The organism is uncultured Rhodoblastus sp., from assembly GCF_903903185.1.
Classification (GTDB): domain Bacteria; phylum Pseudomonadota; class Alphaproteobacteria; order Rhizobiales; family Beijerinckiaceae; genus Rhodoblastus.
Window position 1 is genome coordinate 40,566 of the sequence record NZ_CAIUXT010000135.1, and the last position, 17,634, is coordinate 58,199.

General features: G+C 57.3%; 14 protein-coding genes and 1 tRNA gene. 11 read left to right on the forward strand and 4 right to left on the reverse strand.

Annotated features, from left to right (window positions below; translation table 11 throughout):
• Positions 1–20: 20 nt before the first annotated feature.
• On the reverse strand, positions 21–356 hold the full coding sequence (locus QZY01_RS12295; protein ID WP_294537551.1) for a helix-hairpin-helix domain-containing protein: 336 nt from the start codon (positions 354–356) through the stop codon (positions 21–23).
• A 247-nt stretch (positions 357–603) separates the two neighbouring features.
• Between QZY01_RS12295 and QZY01_RS12300 the strand changes: the two genes are divergently transcribed.
• Positions 604–678, forward strand: a tRNA-Gln gene (locus QZY01_RS12300).
• Between the two features lie 120 nt (positions 679–798).
• A complete protein-coding gene (locus QZY01_RS12305; RefSeq protein ID WP_294537552.1) occupies positions 799–2,757 on the forward strand; it encodes a hypothetical protein in 1,959 nt (652 codons plus the stop codon).
• A gap of 513 nt (positions 2,758–3,270) precedes the next feature.
• Here QZY01_RS12305 and QZY01_RS12310 read toward each other — a convergent pair.
• A complete protein-coding gene (locus tag QZY01_RS12310; protein WP_294537553.1) occupies positions 3,271–3,840 on the reverse strand; it encodes an ImmA/IrrE family metallo-endopeptidase in 570 nt (189 codons plus the stop codon).
• A 4-nt stretch (positions 3,841–3,844) separates the two neighbouring features.
• The gene (locus QZY01_RS12315; protein WP_294537554.1) at positions 3,845–4,186 is read right to left on the reverse strand and encodes a helix-turn-helix transcriptional regulator; all 342 of its coding nucleotides are present in this window, start codon (positions 4,184–4,186) and stop codon (positions 3,845–3,847) included.
• Between the two features lie 158 nt (positions 4,187–4,344).
• Between QZY01_RS12315 and QZY01_RS12320 the strand changes: the two genes are divergently transcribed.
• The 9 genes from QZY01_RS12320 (at position 4,345) to QZY01_RS12360 (ending at position 16,501) form a co-directional block, all read left to right on the forward strand.
• Positions 4,345–4,764 (forward strand): hypothetical protein, encoded by a 420-nt coding sequence (locus QZY01_RS12320; RefSeq protein ID WP_294537556.1) that lies wholly within the window; start codon positions 4,345–4,347, stop codon positions 4,762–4,764.
• Positions 4,761–5,138 (forward strand): E2/UBC family protein, encoded by a 378-nt coding sequence (locus tag QZY01_RS12325; RefSeq protein WP_294537557.1) that lies wholly within the window; start codon positions 4,761–4,763, stop codon positions 5,136–5,138. Before QZY01_RS12320 ends, QZY01_RS12325 begins: the two co-directional genes overlap by 4 nt.
• On the forward strand, positions 5,123–6,454 hold the full coding sequence (locus QZY01_RS12330; protein WP_294537558.1) for a ThiF family adenylyltransferase: 1,332 nt from the start codon (positions 5,123–5,125) through the stop codon (positions 6,452–6,454). The genes QZY01_RS12325 and QZY01_RS12330 overlap by 16 nt, the downstream gene beginning before the upstream one ends.
• A gap of 16 nt (positions 6,455–6,470) precedes the next feature.
• Entirely contained in the window at positions 6,471–7,058 is a 588-nt protein-coding gene (locus QZY01_RS12335; RefSeq protein ID WP_294537559.1) for a DUF6527 family protein, read from the forward strand.
• 175 nt (positions 7,059–7,233) lie between these two features.
• Positions 7,234–10,125 (forward strand): SNF2-related protein, encoded by a 2,892-nt coding sequence (locus QZY01_RS12340; protein WP_294537560.1) that lies wholly within the window; start codon positions 7,234–7,236, stop codon positions 10,123–10,125.
• A gap of 64 nt (positions 10,126–10,189) precedes the next feature.
• Entirely contained in the window at positions 10,190–11,077 is an 888-nt protein-coding gene (dinD, locus tag QZY01_RS12345; RefSeq protein ID WP_294537562.1) for a DNA damage-inducible protein D, read from the forward strand.
• Positions 11,078–11,144: 67 nt separating this feature from the next.
• Positions 11,145–12,101, forward strand: coding sequence for a hypothetical protein (locus QZY01_RS12350; protein ID WP_294537563.1), 957 nt, complete (start codon positions 11,145–11,147; stop codon positions 12,099–12,101).
• A gap of 11 nt (positions 12,102–12,112) precedes the next feature.
• Positions 12,113–13,792 (forward strand): site-specific DNA-methyltransferase, encoded by a 1,680-nt coding sequence (locus QZY01_RS12355; protein WP_294537565.1) that lies wholly within the window; start codon positions 12,113–12,115, stop codon positions 13,790–13,792.
• 3 nt (positions 13,793–13,795) lie between these two features.
• Entirely contained in the window at positions 13,796–16,501 is a 2,706-nt protein-coding gene (locus QZY01_RS12360; protein ID WP_294537566.1) for a DEAD/DEAH box helicase family protein, read from the forward strand.
• Positions 16,502–16,590: 89 nt separating this feature from the next.
• Here QZY01_RS12360 and QZY01_RS12365 read toward each other — a convergent pair whose 3' ends face one another.
• On the reverse strand, positions 16,591–16,911 hold the full coding sequence (locus QZY01_RS12365; RefSeq protein WP_294537567.1) for a hypothetical protein: 321 nt from the start codon (positions 16,909–16,911) through the stop codon (positions 16,591–16,593).
• Positions 16,912–17,634 lie beyond the last annotated feature (723 nt).

A 17,634-nucleotide genomic window follows, 5' to 3' on the forward strand; every position in this document is an offset into this window, starting at 1 on the left:
GCGCTCACTTTGCGAGATTACTACTGTTTGGCGATGATCTGGTCCTTGATGCCCTTGTAGACGCCCTTGGGCACGATTTTCTTCTGCCATAATTCGTCCTTTCCCTTGTAGGGGCGCCCGGCGACGATCGCCTTGGCGCGGACGTCTCCGACGCCCTTGAGCGCCTGCAACTGCTCCACGCTGGCGGTATTGATGTCGAGCGGGTCCGCCTTGGCGGCGACTGCGGCCGGCGCGGCGGCCGCAGGTTTTGCCGGGGCGGTCTTGGCCGGGGCCGGCGTCGCCGGCGCCTGCGCGAGGGCGGGAACGGCGAAAGCGAGCAAGGCGACGGCGGAGATGGCGCGCAGAGTCTTGAACATGACGAATTCCTTGTGGCTTCAGTGGCGTGTCTTCAGAGGCGTTTTTCAGGCAATACAGGGCAGGGGAGGCGCCGCGCCCCGACAAAAACTTCACCAATTGGGGCGATTCGTCAACTTTTGCCGGAGAAACGGCGAATTTGCGGCAGGCGGACAAAAAAGCCGTCGTCGCGCTTGCCCATGGGCGCTGCGGTGACTATGGTCCGACCCCAAAGATCCGCCAGGTTTTGTGTTTGTCGGGTTGGACTATTGGGGCGTCGCCAAGCGGTAAGGCAGCGGATTTTGATTCCGCCATACGGAGGTTCGAATCCTCCCGCCCCAGCCAAAACGCGTTTTTTGCGCGCTAACTCCTTGTAATTCCTCATGGGGACGGTTCCTGGCTGGGATGCAGCCGGAGCAATTGTACCCAGAGCTGTCGCACACGCCTGTCGCCAGGAGAATCGGCATGGGCCTGTGTCAGAACGTTTATCGGCGCGGCGGCGTCTATTGGTGGCGTCGCAGAACAAAGCTTGAACGTGGCGCCCAGTCGCTCTATCTACACCTGAGTTTGAAGATCCGCGATCCCCGCCATGCCCGCGTCCTGGCGTTGCGTGTCGGCGTCGAGGCGGATCGTCTGGAGCAATTGGGCATGTTGGACGCCGCCAAAAAAACCGAGTTGTTGAAGCTTTTCGTCGAGTCGCAAGCCGAGAATTTGGAACGCTATGCGCGAGTTGACGCGCATGCCGACGCCGACAGGGGGGCATCAGCCGAGCCTGTCGAAGAGAAAATCAGGCGCGAAAAGCAGTTTTCGATTGTTTATGCGACGATCGCGACGCGCGGTCCCGCCGCCGCGCTGTCAGCCGGCGACGAGCTGACCCTTCTCCACTCGGGCTTTTCCGAACACGACGTCAACGAGATCAAGGAAAAAATCTCCCATTTCCGCGATATGGTGCCTCGGCTCGGGCCGGACGGCCGGATTGCGGAGACCGGCGCAGCCGGTCTCTTGGGCCCGGATAACGACATTTTCCGCACGGTATTGGCCGGGCTTGGCGTCGGGGCCAATGACGAGACTATCGATCTCGTGCGCAGCATTTGGATGCGCGCCACCGCGACCGCCTATGCGGACACCGCTCGGCGCTACCCGCCGCTTTTCGAGATGTCGGCTATGGCGGATCCCGGGCTCAGCCACGCCGCGAATTCGCCGACGCTTCCTCCGGCGCCGGTGTCGGCGACTTTGGTTCCGCCCGCGTCAGCGCCGAAGACCGACGTCGATTATACGATCTCGGGCCAAATCGCCGCGATGATCAAAGAAAAGGTGGGGGATAATTGGAAAGTCACCAAGCGTGGCGATCAGGACGTGAGCGACAGCGCTGAGACTTACATGTTCCTTGGAAAAATCCTCGTCAAAATGATCGGCGTTGACGACGTTCGCGTGTTGGCCAGGAACCACGCGGTCGAACTGCGCCAACTTCTCAAGGATCTGCCGACATATTATGGGAAAGCCCCGGCCGACTGGAAGCTATCATTCGAGGAGGCGATCAAGCTAGCGAAGGAGCAAAACAAGCCAATCGGTCGGGCAGGGAGCACCATCACCAAATATCTGACCTGTCTTCAAAGCTTTTTGCGTTTCCTCGACGACCATGAGATTTCAGTCGCGTTGAACCCGGACAAGATCAAGAGCCTCAAACCCAAGGACAAACGTAAAGCCAACGCGAAACGAACGGCGTTCACCGAGGACGACTACGAGACTCTGTTTGCCGACGAAACCTGGACGGCGCCGGAAGTCGCGCACGACAGCACATACTGGGTGCCTCTTTTTACTCGTTATGGAGGAGGGCGGCTGGAAGAGCCTTGCGGAATTCTGATCGAAGAGGTCGACTTTTCGTCCGAAGTCCCATCTTATACGATCCAGGAAAATTGGATGCGCACCATAAAGAGCGAAGCGCGCCGCGTCCCTGTTCATTCCGAATTGTTGCGCCTTGGCTTTCGCGAGTATTATGAGATGGTCAAACAGCTCGGATTTAAGGAACTGTTTCCGGATCTTCGTTTGCGCGGAACCAATACCTCGATCGGTTCGCTTTTGAACAAAAAATTCGTTCCCATTTTGGACCGGGCTCTCCCGGAAGCGCGGGAGAACAAGAAGACGCAGCATTCTTCGCGCAAGACGATGAATACCGAACTGCGCGATAATAAAATCGACATCACGGTCCGTTGCGAATTGCTGGGGCACGCGCAGGAAGGCGTAAACTCGAGTGTTTACATGGACCGGGCGCGCGACCCGCTCAAACGAGAGGCCATCGAGACGATCGCGAACGTAACTTCACACGTTCCCGCTCGTCCGATCCGGCTTAATTCGCTACTCTTGGCGGCGACGACAGGGAAAAAGCCGCAGGCGAAACGTCGTGCGCCACGACTTCGCAAATGATCGGGGTGGCTGGCGCTTGCTCGTGCGAAAAGTTATCAACTACCTCAAAATGGCCCTCTCGCGCCAAATTCGGAGCGACCGCCTTTCAAAATCGCATGGTCCCGTCCGCGCCCGCACGCAAGATTTTTTCCCAACAATTCAATTGATATGGCGAAACGCATCGGCGTCAGCGATGGCGGCTGCGCCGCCAAGGGAATGGAAGAGCTCCGAAGGCAGAGGCCTGGGGTTCGAATCCCTTCGGGTGCGCCATCAAATCAATGACTTAGCGATTTTTTGGTGAAACTCGTCAAATATCCGTCAAATAAAACGCGTGTGCACGGCTCTGTACGCGCTTGGACGTGTGCGGAAAGATTCGTCCGCAGTCGTCGGTCTCGGTGGGGGTCAGGCGGTGGCTGGGTGCCCGTCGCGCTAGCACTATCCTACCATTCGCACGCATGACTAGGCGCGAACGCCATTCATCGCGGTCCTAAGATCGATGCCACTGGGTTCAAGCACGAATGGGCGGTGTTGCCTCTAGCGTGTGAGGCGCCCTCCTCGTCGAAGCTGAATATCGACGCCGGTCATCCGCAGACGCCATTCGCAAAGCTGTCGGCTAACGCCAAAATCACGCGCGATGTCTTCGGCGCTTTGGCCCAGACCACGGAAATGACGCAGGGCGTCTCTTGGTAAAAGGAGAGCGCCCGCTAGCCAGTCGGCTTCGTCTTCGTCATCCTGCGAAAAGTCGCTGACGAGCAGGATGCCGTCGGGACCAACGTCGACGCGGGTCGCGACGTGTCCCAGGCTAATGTGCGCCAATTCGTGCATGATCGTATTGGGCCACCGTTCTGGCGCGTGCTCAGGATTTACAAGAACGCCGTTTAGGCCATTTATTTTGATCGTCATCCCCGACCAGCTCTCGGGGTCAGCGACCAACAATTGCTTTTTGGACGCGGCGGAAATCTCCAGCTCGGCAAAGGTCAGAATAACCACGCCAAGGCGCTCGGCGTATCGCTCTACCGCCAACGGATCGTGCGGCCCCTGCCCCAAATCCTCGCGAACGGAGATCGACAGGCGCTCCGCCTGAGCTTTAAAGCCGTGGCGCAACGCTTTACTCGATCAGCTTGCTGCGCGCGAGCAAGGCGTTCTGCGCAGCAAGGATCAGTTCGCCAAGCGCCACCGCCGTCTCCATCGACACGGCTTTCTTTTTGCGGAAATGGGCGACTGCCATTTGGGGCACCTTTTCCGGCTCATCGAAGCCGAGAAACTCGCGGGGATCCCTCTCCAGCCACTTACAGATTTTGGCGAAGGTCGCGAGATCCGGCATGTGGCCATTTTCGACGCGAGAAAGCGTCGCCGAACTGATTCCCACGTCTTCGGCCGCGGCACGGACGCCGCGCGATCCGCGCTTCCGGGCAATCAAACGGCCAAGCTCTTCAATTTTAACGGTCATTGATGTTCCGGACGGATGAACGTCTCCGCAGCTTGACAGAGGACGGCCCGCTGCGGTATGTCTTATTCATAAGACAGTTTGTATCTTATGTTAAACGTCTCTTTCGTGAAACACACCGAATCACATGTCATCGACCCCGTCAACTAGAGGATCGAATTATGATCAACGAACAGGACCTCCCCCGCGAGGATGACCGCGATGGTAGCTTCGTCGGCGAGGAGAAGGCGCTCGAGAATTTGAAGCGCGCCGAAACCGAGATCAAGGAAGCTGCCGAACTGGAAGAGCTGGGCCGCGCCAACCTCCGCATCGCGGAAAAGGAGCTGGAAGCCGCGCGTCATCCGGTCTTTATCTTTTACGTCGGCAAGGAAAAGTTCGAGACCCATTGCGCTGTGCTGACCGGAGCCGAGATCAAGGCGGGCGCTAAAGACTTTCCCCAAGGCTACGGCCTTGAGCTTGAAGGCCACGGCGAGGAGCCCGACCGCCTGGTTCGTGATGATGAGAAGATCCATATGGACCCTCATTGCGCCATGCGTTTCACCGCCGTTCCCCCGGCGACGTTCGGAAGCGTTGCGCCGTGATCGCGGTTCAATTCGCTGATGTCATGGCGCGCTTCAAGGGCGCCACATTGGAGCGGCTTCCTAGCGGAGCCGCTCTGATCGCCGTGCCCAATTTCGTCTTACCGCCGGGTTGGAGCAGTGCCGAATCCACGATCCGGTTTCTCGCGCCCGTTAATTATCCCTATGCGAATCCAGACTGCTTTTGGGCTGACGGCGATTTGCGCCTCGCGAACGGCGGCGAGCCGCGCAACAGCGCATTGAATTCAATTCCAGAAACCTCGCTCGCCAACCTTCGTTGGTTTTCCTGGCACGTCCACAACAACTGGAATCCAAGCCGCGACACACTCATGTCGTGGATGGCCAGCATCGCAGCTAGATTTTGGAGCGCGACGTGACCGAGCTTGTTTTTCCATCGCCGCTGCTCGCGGAATATCGGCGCGCGGCGTGGTCGACGCAACACGAAACCTGCGCTGTTTTCTTCGCCTATCCAGCGCCGCATGATCGGGTTCTCGTGCACGATGGCGGAATTGTTCCTGTCGATGCTTATGCGACTCGGTCGGAAATCGCCGCACAGCTGACGCCGGCCTTTCTCTTTGAGATGGTCCAGCAGGCGCGAAAGCGGCGCGCGCGCCTCATCTTGTCGCATAGCCATGCTCAGCTTGAGGACGCCACCTTTTCAGTGATGGACGACCTCGGCGAAGCTGCGCTCGCGCCCTATTTGGACGCCAAGCTGCCGGGCCTCGAGCCTTTTTCCGCGCTCCTGACCCGCAGCGGTGTCCTTGGCCGCAGAATCGGAAAGCATGAGGCTGTCGACATTGTCGAGGTGGGCTCCACGATTCGGCGCCATTTGCTCAATGATCCGTCGTATTCCGCCGCTATCGAAGAAATCTTTGATCGCCAAGCGCGCGCATTTGGCGCCGCGGGGCACCGCCTTATCGCCAATTGCAAAGTCGCGATCGTCGGCCTGGGCGGCACCGGTTCGCTAGTCGCGCAGCAACTCGCCTATCTGGGCGTCCGGAACTTTGTCCTCGTTGATCCAAAGCTTCTCGCCGCCACCAACCGCAACCGGGTGGTCGGAGCGGTCGCGGCGGATGTCGGTCTGGCAAAAGTCGATATCGCACGTCGGATGATTTTGAGCGTTGCCGAGAACGCGCAAGTCGAGCCGATTTGCGATGACGCGACCCGCGAGGCCGTTTTGGAAAAGCTTGCCGGCGTCCAGTTCATTTTCCTTTGCACCGACTCGCACACCAGCCGCGCCGCCGTCTCCAAGCTTTGCTATCAGCTGCTCATCCCTGGTGTCGATCTCGGCGTCAATATCGTCACAAGCGACCAGCGAATCGAGCATATCGTCGGGCGAACCCAGATGCTTGCGCCTGGCCTGCCCTGCCTCTGGTGTTGCGGCGCGATCGGCGCCGACGCGATCCGCCGCGAGTCGATGACCCAGGAGCAGCAGGCGGCCGATCCCTATTTCACCGGCCAGGGTGAGCCACAGGCAGCCGTGATATCCCTTAACAGCACGATGGCGTCGCTTGCAGTGACAATGTTCCTGTCCGCCGTAGCACGCGTTCCAGGGCAGGCGCGTTATCAGCGCTATGACGGCATCGCAGGAACGATCCGCTCCATCACGGCGACCGCCGACGAGCGCTGCATCGTCTGCTCCCGTTACGGCGGATTTGCGCGCGGCTCCACCCGCTCCCTTTCACTCACCTGACGATATCGAGCTGCATATGCACATCCATAAAGAACCCGCGCGACGGACCTCATATAAAGGTGAGGTTGCCAATCGGCATGAGGCCGACGACCTCACTCCCGCTGCGGGTGACAGCGCGATCGTGATCCGCGCCAGGAATCGATCCTTCGTCATCTGCTGTCCCGACGGCTGTGGCGAGCATCTGACAATCAACCTCGACGAACGCGCTGGGGCCGCCTGGTCGCTTTACCGATCCGCGAGAGGCGTCACGCTCTACCCGTCAGTCTGGCGAGAAAACGGCTGCAAGAGCCATTTCATCATCTGGCACAACGCCATTTTGTGGTGCGACAGCTATTCTGAGGGGAACCGTGAGCCGGAGGATTTGAATCCTGGCCTGCGCGAGCGTGTGATTGCGATTCTGGATGAGGATTGGCGGTCTTATCGAGCTGTCGCGATGCAGCTCGATGAAATTCCCTGGGAAGTTTCCCGGGCGTGTCGAGACCTAATTCAACAGGGCTTGGTCGAAGAAGGCGACGACGCCTTTCGGGGTCATTACCGGCGCCGACAAGCCGGCGGGCCTAATCCGCATAATCCGGATTTGGACCCGTCAGCAGCGCCAAGATGAACGCTTGGAAGCGTTCTCCACACTTGAAATCGAGGACATGCCAACTCGCCGACGCCGCCACAATCTGTCCATGCCTCTCAGTCGGTCAGAATTCGTCGCACTCAATGCCGGCGATATTCTGGGTAAAATTCAATTTTTCCTCCCGGATTCCGGCCGAATCGCGCAGACTCACACCATGACAGCTTCATTTACCCATTGGCACAGCAAATATCTGGCGCATCGATTGACCCTAAAGGGACATGGCGAGGATGCTTTTGCCGCCAGTCTGTCGACGGCGCGGGTCGATATGAAACCCCACCAGGTCGAGGCGGCGCTATTCGCGCTGCATTCGCCGATCGCGCGCGGCGGCATCCTCGCCGATGAAGTCGGTCTGGGAAAAACCATCGAGGCCAGCCTTGTTATAGCGCAGCGGTGGGCGGAGCGGCGGCGCCATATTTTGCTGATCGTTCCGGCGTCCTTGCGAAAGCAATGGAGCCAGGAATTATCCGAGAAATTCGGCCTTACCAGCATCATCCTCGACGCAAAGACCGCCAAAGAAACTGAGAAGTCTGGCGTCAGCCGTCCCTTCGATCGGACGGATGCCGTAGTCATCACGTCGTATGAATTCGCCGCGCGGCGCGCAGACGACATCCGCCTCGTTTCCTGGGATCTTGTTGTTTTCGATGAAGCCCATCGGCTTCGCAATGTTTATCGAAAGGCCGGTTCTGCGCGCGCCAAGGAGCTGAAGGCCGCCTTGGCGGACCGTTTCAAAATTCTCCTGACCGCGACGCCGCTGCAAAACAATCTGATGGAGCTCTATGGCCTTGTTTCAATGGTCGATGAGCGTTTTTTCGGCGACCAGCAAACGTTCAAGATCATGTATGCCGGCAGCCGGTCGGACGGGGTCGATATGGCGAGCCTGCGCAAGCGTCTGCTGCCAATCTACAAGCGCCACCTTCGACGGGACGTGCAGGCAGCTGGCCATGTCGCATTTACGAAGCGCGAGGCGACGACCTTTGATTTCGAGCCGTCCGATCGCGAGACCGAATTATATGAAAAGGTCTCGACCTTCCTGCAACGCCCGGATTCCATCGCCTTTGGTTTAAAGCCGAATCAACTCGTCATCATACAGGCGCGAAAAATCCTGGGCTCGTCGGTGGCGGCGATCACCGGGTTTCTGGAGCGGGTGCTGAACAGGCTTCGATCGAAAAGGCACGTCGAAGCGGCGGATCTGGATGACGACGATAATATCGACGAACTGGCGGAAGAAATCGCGGAAGCGGCGATTTTGAATGATGAAGCCGTCGACCCGGCGTCCGATGACGACGGAAGCTCTCAAGCTGCGATTGAAGTCCAAAAGCTGGAAACCGAAATTTTCGAGGTTGAGCAATATCTCGTCCTCGCCAAATCGATCGGCGCCAACGCCAAAGGCGAAAAACTCATTGCGCGTTTACCAGAGGTTCTCGACGCTATCGAAGCGCGCGGCGGCCAGCTCAAAGCTGTCATTTTCACCGAGTCCGTCCGCACCCAGAAATACCTCGCCGCGTTGCTCGCCGAAAACGGCTATGGCGACCGCATCGTTCTGCTCAATGGTTCGAACGCCGATCCGGACAGCGCCGCGCTTTATAAGGATTGGCTCCGGCGTCACAAGGGAACGGATGTTGTCTCAGGCGCCAAATCTGCCGACATGAAAGCTGCTGTCGTCGAAGCCTTCAAGAGCGAGGCCAAGACCATTTTGATCGCGACGGAGAGCGGCGCCGAAGGAATCAATCTCCAGTTTTGCTCTCTGATCGTCAATTTCGATTTGCCTTGGAATCCCCAAAGAGTCGAGCAGCGCATCGGCCGCTGCCATCGATATGGCCAGAAGATCGACGTGTCTGTCGTCAACATGCTCAACCTGCGCAACAAAGCGGAACAGCGCGTCTACGAATTGCTGGATCGCAAATTCAAACTTTTTACGGGCGTTTTTGGCGCCAGCGACGATGTCCTTGGCGTGATCGAAAGCGGCATCGATTTCGAGCGGAAGGTGGTTGAGGCCGTTCAGCGCGGACGCAACGACGAGGAGGTCGAAGAGGCATTCAAGGCGCTTGAAGAAAAACTCCAGGCCCAGATCGACGCCGACATGTCGGACGCGCGGAAAAAGCTGTTCGACCATATGGACCGCGACGTGGTCGCGCGCTTGCGACGTCGCGGCAACGAGATCGACGCGACCCTGGATGCTTTTAGCCAACGACTGGTGGCGGTCGCGCGCGCCGAATTGCCGGCGGCGAAGTTTCACACCACGAACGGGGTGCGTTTCGATTTTGATGGCCGCACCTGGACAATCGAATGGCCTTTGGCCGATGAAAAAGGCTGGCAGTTTTTCCGCCTTTCCGAGGGAACCCTGGCCCGAAGCATCGTCGACCTCGCCAAATCGCGGTCGCTTGGGCCTTGTGAGCTAAAGTTCGACTATGAAGCCTACCGCTCCGCCGGCTTCCCGCGGCTTTCCGATGTCGAAAATTTGAAAGGCCGGAAAGGCTGGCTGAAAATATCTGTATTGCGCGTCGCGACGGCTGTGCTGGACGAACGCGAATCCTTGGTTATTGCGGCCTTGGCGGATGACGGCGAGATTCTCGATGCGGATTTGATCGACCGTCTTTTTTTTGTCCCCGCGACTCGTGGAAATCAATCCGGCGATTTGGTCTCGGCGGACCTCGAATCGCTTGAACAGACGGTGCGCGCAAAAAAACTTGAGGAAGCCGAGGAGGAAAATGGCCGTTGGCTCGATGAGGAGACGGACAAACTATATTCCTTTGCCGACGACCTCGAAAAGGCCGAGGAAATTCTTGAGCGCGAACTCGATGGGTCAATAAAGGCGGCGAGGCGCGCGCTGCGCGAGAAGGGCGCGATTCCGCTCGAGGAGAAGATCGCAGAACAACGTCGCGTCAGGAAAATGGAAGACGATCTCGACGAGTTGAAATTCAACACCTTTCGTCGGCGCAAGGAGATCCGCAATGAAGTCGAAAGCCGGCTGGACGCCATTGCAAAATCGCTCGACATCACCCCATCGATGGAGCCGGTCATGACGATCCGCTGGGAAGTGATATAATAGGGTTTTAAGGGCGCCGTCGCCCTGATTCGCGATTATCAGCGAAGTCGTTTCAGGGATTTTCATGACAAAGTCGCCGTTGGCCGCGCTTGGGTCACAATCTTTCGAAGGCCTCAAAAAACGGAACGAGCACGGCGCTGAATATTGGAGCGCGCGCGACCTTCAGCCCTTGCTCGGCTACGCCCAATGGCGGCGGTTCGACGACGCCGTCAAACGGGCCATGGAATCCTGCGAAGCCTCAGGAAATAAGGCGGATTATCACTTTGCCGGCGCCGGCAAACCGATCCCTGGCGGCAAGGGCGCCATTCAGGTCGTAGATAATTATCACCTTTCCCGCTTCGCCTGTTACCTGATTGCCCAGAATGGCGATCCGCGAAAACCGGAAATCGCCCGGGCGCAGGAATATTTCGCTATTCAGGCGCGGCGACAGGAGTTGTCGGACGAACTGGCCGCCAATGTCGAACGGCTCGAAATACGCAAGCAGACCGGCGAAGAGTTCAAGGCCCTGTCGGGCGCGGCGCGACAAGCAGGTGTCGAAAACCGCATGTTCGGCGTGTTCCATGACGCTGGATACAAGGGCCTGTATGGCGGTCTCGGCAATGAAGACATCAAGGTAAAAAAAGGCATTCCCGAAAAAGACGCCCTGATGGATCGCATGAACGCGACGGAACTGGCCGCGAACCAGTTCCGCATGACTCAGACCCGCGACAAATTGGCCCGGGACAAGGTGAAGTCGCAAAGCGCGGCCATTCGCACCCATCAGGATGTTGGCAAGGAAGTGCGGGAGGCGATCAGGCGAATCGGCGGCGTCTTGCCCGAAAACATTCCGGCGGACGAGCACATCAAGCAGGTCGAAAAGAGGGTGAAATCCGCAACGCCGAAACTGGCTTTGGAAGAAAGGGACGCCTCCGGACTTCTAGGGAATGGCCCCGACGATATCGTGAAGGAATAACGCCACCGCCATCAACGCCTCCTTCATCGGCGTGATCGGATGGGAAAGTCGATTTCTCGGAGGCAAAATGAGCGATTGTCCGGTTTGCGGCGAGACCAGTTCCCAGAATGATTTTGCGCCATTGCAGGGTCAGCAAATCATTTGCCCGCGATGTGGAACATTCGTCCTTTGCGGCACGATACGCGATTTGTCGACCGAAAATTGGTCTGTGCACCGGAGATCGGTATTCAGCCATCGCCTACGGCGAATGCAGCCTCGCGATGGCCGCGTTTTGGATATTTATGAAACGACCTTTCAAAGTCTTCGCCTTGAAGACCCATTGCCCAATGTCGCCGAACAAGCTGACAGCCTTGTTTTATGGATCGGGGAGCGGCAAATAACTCCGCCTGTCCTCCTTCATGTCTCGCAGGCGGAACTTTCGGCGTGGATCGGCGCCGCGATCGTTCGGCCGGGCGCTTACGACGGACTTTGGTGGCTAATTCGGCAACCCGAGGTAAAAAATTTCCTCGAACCCTCCAGCTCTTCGGATGGCGTTTTCCGGGCCGGATTGAATTTCGCCGGGTGGCGCCGGTTTGAGGAATTACGCCGCCTGAGAATCGAAAGCCGGGCGGCATTCATGGCGATGAAATTCGGCGACGACGATCTTACCCAGATGGTCGACAATTCGTTCAGGCCCGCTGTTCAAAGAGCCGGCTTCGACTTGCGCCTTTTAACCGACGGACAACCGGCCGGTCTTATCGACGACCAGATGCGCGTCGTCATTCGCACGTCGCGTTTTGTCATTGCCGATCTCACTCACGCCAATAATGGCGCCTATTGGGAGGCGGGATTCGCGGAAGGTTTGGGACGTCCGGTCATCTACACATGTCGAAAAAAGGAGTGGGATGAACGCCGGGTCCACTTCGACACCAACCATCTTGTGACCGTGATATGGGATAGTGATCAGCCGGATGCGGCATCGGCGAAACTCGCGGCTACGATCAGGGCGACCCTCCCCGATGAAGCCAGAATGAACGATTCTTGAGGAATAAGCCGTTGAGCAGTAGGAAAACCCGCCTGGAACTGACTTGGATCGGCAAGGATGAACGCCCTCGGCTGGAGCCGCGCATTCTCATCGAAGAGCCGAATCTGTCGCATCACGCCTCGGCGCGGCGCGTGGGCGACATTTTCGACAATATGCTGATCCAGGGAGATAATTTGCTCGCGCTGAAAGCGCTTGAGACGGATTTTACAGGAAAGGTAAGATGCGTATTTATTGATCCACCGTACAACACCGGTTCCGCCTTCGAGCATTATGATGACGGCATTGAGCATTCTCTCTGGCTGTCTTTGATGCGTGATCGTCTCGTTTTGCTCCGACGTATGTTGACAAATGACGGCTCGGTTTGGATAACTATCGATGATAACGAGTCTCATTATTTAAAAGTGATGTGCGATGAAATATTTGGACGAGAGAATTTTGTCGCGAATTTAATATGGGAAAAGGCCGACTCACCTCGTAATTCTGCGCGTCAGTTTTCGACGGATCACGATCATATTCTTGTTTTTTCAAATGAACCAAATTGGGTGCCGAAGAGGTTGCCGAGAACGGATGAGTCGAACGAGATTTATTCCAATCCGGACAATGACGAACGGGGTCCTTGGATTCCGGGCGATCCGTACGCGAATAAACCGTACTCCAAGGGGCTTTATTCAGTTGAAGGTCCGACTGGCAGAACTTTTTCACCGCCTCCTGGCCGATACTGGCGCATTTCCGAGGCGAAGCTAAAACAGCTCAATGAAGATGGGCGCATTTGGTGGGGGCCGAAGGGAGATGCTCGTCCCAGCATAAAGAGGTACTTGGCGGAAGTTGCTGATCTCGTTCCTCGCACCCTCTGGTCAAAATTGGATGTCGGAAGCAACCGAACATCCAAAAATGAAATGCGAGCCTTGTTTCCGGGTGACACGTCCTTTGACACGCCCAAACCAGAACGATTGCTGGAAAAGGTCCTAACCATTGCATCCTCACCGGGCGATCTAATCCTTGACTCATTCGCCGGATCAGGAACGACCGGCGCCGTTGCGCAAAAGATGGGACGGCAATGGATTATGGTCGAACTGGGTGATCACGCTCAAACTCACATCGTGCCGCGCCTGAAGAAAGTCATCGATGGCGAGGACAAGGGCGGCATCACCGACTCCGCCGATTGGAGCGGCGGCGGCGGATTCCGATTTTTCCGCCTCGCGCCGTCTTTGCTCGCCAAAGACCGCTACGACAATTGGGTGATCGCCAAGGAATTCAACGCCGCCATGCTGGCCGAAGCGGTCTGCAAGCTGATGGGCTTCACCTATGCCCCGAGCCAGGACGCCGCCGAATATTGGCGGCACGGCCATTCGACCGAAACCGACTTCATCTATGTCACGACACAATCGCTGACCCATGACGCGCTGAAAAAACTCTCCGAGGAAGTCGGGCCAAAACGCACGCTTCTGATCTGCTGCAAGGCGTTCAATGCGACCGACGGCGCGTTCGAGAATTTGACGATCAAGAAGATTCCCCTGGCGGTCCTCTCCAAATGCGAATGGGGCCGCGACGATTATTCCCTCCGCGTAAGCAACCTGCCGACAGCCGCCGAGCCGGAAGAAACGCCGGTCGATCATACGGCGCCAACAACTCGGAAAAAGAAGACCGGTTCGCGCGCGGAGCCATCCCTTTTTGATGTCGAAGAGGCCTAAAAAATGCTCGACGCGACCAGCGACCAGCGGCTTCGCTCGCAAATCAAGGCGCGGCTTTCGTTGCGCTCGCCGCAAGCGGACTCGCTCGACATTCTCGCCAACCTCTTGTCGGCCTTGGAGTTCGAGAAGGGCGCCGATCCGGTCGCCGCGCTCGAGGCGGTGTCAAAGCTCTATCCGTCGGTCGAGGATTTCGAGCGGGAATTTCCATCGCTCTGCTTCGCGCTGGCGACCGGCGTCGGCAAGACGCGATTGATGGGCGCCTTCATCACATACCTCTTCCTGTCGGGCCGCAGCCGCAACTTTTTCGTGCTGGCGCCCAACACCACCATCTACGAAAAGCTGGTCGCGGATTTCACCGCCGGCACGGAAAAATACGTTTTCAAGGGCATCGCCGAATTCGCGCAAAACGCCCCTTATCTCGTCACCGGCGAGAACTGGAGCCAGGGGCGCGATCTGTTCGGCGAGGCCTCGTCGGTGCGCATCAACGTCTTCAATGTCGACAAGATCAACAAGGAGCAGGGCCGTATCAAGCGCCTGCACGAATATATCGGCGAAAGCTATTTCGACTATCTCGCCGGCCTGCCCGATCTGGTGCTGCTGATGGACGAGGCGCACCGCTACCGCGCCAAGGCCGGCATGAAAGCGGTGGCGGAATTGAAGCCGGTGATGGGTCTGGAATTGACCGCGACGCCCAAAACCGTTGGCGCCAAATCGACCGCCTTTCGCAATGTGGTTTTTGATTATGGGCTTGGCAATGCGATGGCCGACGGTTTCGTCAAAGAGCCCGCGGTGGCGACGCGAAAGGATTTTCGGCCCGATTCCGTCACGACGGAACAATTGGAGCGGATCAAGCTTGAAGACGGCGTTCATTGCCATGAGAACGTCAAGGCCGAGCTCGATATTTACGCGCGCTCAACCGGGCGACCGAAGGTTCACCCCTTCATGCTCGTCGTCGCCCAAACCATCGAACATGCCGGAGAAATCCGCCAGATCGTGGAGGCAGACGCCTTTTTCAACGGTCGCTACAAGGGCCGCGTCATCGAAGTCCATTCGGGAACCAAAGGCGAAGAAACCGATGAAGCGACGGAGCGGCTGCTCGCCCTTGAACAGGATGGAACGACCGAAATCGTCATCCACGTCAACAAGCTGAAAGAGGGCTGGGACGTTCGGAATCTCTATACGATCGTGCCGTTGCGCGCTTCGGCGTCCGATATTTTGACGGAACAGACGCTGGGTAGAGGTTTGCGTTTGCCCTATGGCTTTCGGACGGGCGTCGATGCGGTGGACACGCTGACGGTGATCGCCCACGACCGGTTTGACGAAGTCATCCGCGCCGCGAGAGATCCAAACTCGATCGTCGCCATTCGCAAAGCGGTGCTGGTTGGCGAAGGCGGGGACATTTCTCCGCAAGGCGCCGTGGTCCTGGAATCCAAGGCCAATTATGAGACCGCGCTAACCGGCGGCGGATTTGAGGAAGGTTCGGCGAGTGCCGGGCCTTTCGTTTTTTCGACGGCGGAGGAGCGATCCACTGCGGAAATCACAATCCGCGTAATTCGGGACCATTATGAGAGGGAATTGAAGAGCGGGTTGCGCCAGCTGAACGAGCCGGAGGTGCGGGCGCGGATCGTCGAGGATGTCAAGGCGGTTTTGCAGCCGGTGCAAAAAGAGCTCGACGTGACGCCGTCGCTCGACGTCGCCAAGGTGGTCGCCAAAGTGGCTCAACAGGTCGCCGAATTCACCATCGAAATTCCGGAAATCATTGTGCTGCCAAAGCGCGAGGTGACGTTCGGCTTCCGCGACTTCGATCTCGAAGGGTTGGCTTCGATCGCGAAACAGCCCGTCGACGATGAAATCATGATCCACCATTTGCGGGACGAAACGCGGGTGTTTCTGGCGCGCGCGATCGAGGGCGTCAGGGAAGAGCGACTGGAAAATTACCTGGTCCGGCATTTGGTCGATTTTCCGCAGATCGACTACGATGCGCAGTCGGACCTGCTGTTCAAGCTCGCCGGGCAGATTCTCGGACGCCTAAAAACTTATTTGTCGGACGACGACGCGATCGAGAATGTCTTGCTGGTTCATGGCAAGGATTTGGCGCGGTTTATTTTTGAGCAAATGAAGGCGCATATGTGGGAGACGCCGACGGATTATGAGGCGCGCGTAGCCCGTGGCTTTCAACTTCTGAAGCCGCAGGCATTCAACGTGGCCGGCGCCGAATCCGTCCGTAATTTTCGTATGCCGGTCGCGCCGCTCGGCGATACGAGGAAATTTGTTTTCGGCGGCTTCAACAAATGTTGTTACCCCTATCAGCGATTTCAGTCGGAACAGGAGCGGGAATTTGCCGTCCTGATCGATAGCGTCAGTGAAAGCGCGGTGGTGCGGTGGATCAAGCCGGGAGTTCGCCAATTCCGGATCGAATATGCGAGCGGCCATGAATATGAGCCGGATTTCGTCGTCGAGACCACGGCCGGCAAATTGATCATAGAGATCAAACGCTCCGATGAAATGGCTGATCCTATCGTACTCGCCAAGGCGCGCGCCGCCGAAAAATGGGTGAGCTATGCCAATGCGCACGCCAAAGACACGGGCGCGACGTTATGGACCTACGTCATGATTCCGCACAATGAGGTGTCTCCCAGCGCGACTTTGGCGGGCCTGGTGGCGAGGAATGCGAGGACGACGGCAGGTGAGCTTGCTGGTCGAAATTGAAAATCGTCTCGCAAACAGAGGCGACAGATTTCTTCGCTGTTCGCGTCAGACTCCTGCGCCAGCCCCAATAGGATAAGGAAAATTGCGCTTCACGGCGCATTCCATTTGTTCGGATTTTCCGAACGAACTCGGAGGTGTCCTTTTTGGACAAATTCAACAAAGATTCGCTGCGTCTCGATAAATGGGGGGCCATGGTCGGCCATGGCCTTACCCGATGGGGTTAAGGTCACGGAGTCTGACTCGAAAAGCGAAACGCCCATGTTGGCTTCGACCCGTCGAATGGCGTCGGTGACGATGCTGCGGCCTAATCCGCGTCGCTTGGCGACTTCGTTACGAACCCCTCGGGGTGATTTCGATTTATTCGTCCCGGTGACGACGTCTATGACAATTTCCAGGTCGATTAAGCGCATGGATCGCGGCCCTTGGCAGTTGGCGGAACATAACAATTCCTCCGGAGGAAATAGAAAGATGTAAGGACGGAACCCACGTTGGCGACGGAATCGTCGTGGGGATTACCGGTCCACCGAAAACTATGTCCCAACCAGGCTCGTTCCACATCCAAGACCAGTTTTTCCTCTGCGAACATCTCCTGGAGCAAGTTGAGAAAAAACGTGGGAGATTTTCACCATTTGCTGTTATCAAAAATCTCGTTGCCAGCTCAACCCATATCCCTTCCAATCTCTTAAAATTGGTCATTTCCTCCGGAGGAATTGGTCAATTCCTCCGGAGGAAATGACGTCAGAGAAAACTTCCCCTGTTCACGCTTGTTAAAATTACCCCGACAAACGAGGGAGGGTTTCGGCCGATGCCGAATTCGCGGTCGTCAATGCGATATCTCCGGCCAGCTAAAACCTCACTGAATGAACAATTCCTCCGGAGGAAATCGACCCGAGTTGCCGGCGAAATCAAGAGGATTCAGCGGTGGAGTGAAAACTAATTCTAAACCTCGTTTATTTCCCGCTCAAGAGCAGTTTCTCCGCTTCGAACGTCTCCCTAGCCCGTCCAATTCACGACGGTTCGCTTTTTCGCCCTTTTCCGATGCCGTCGGTCTTGGGGCGCACGTCATCGACCAGCTTTTTCACCGCCTGATGAACTTTACTTTGATGAACGCGCTGGAGAGATCGGGGGGATGG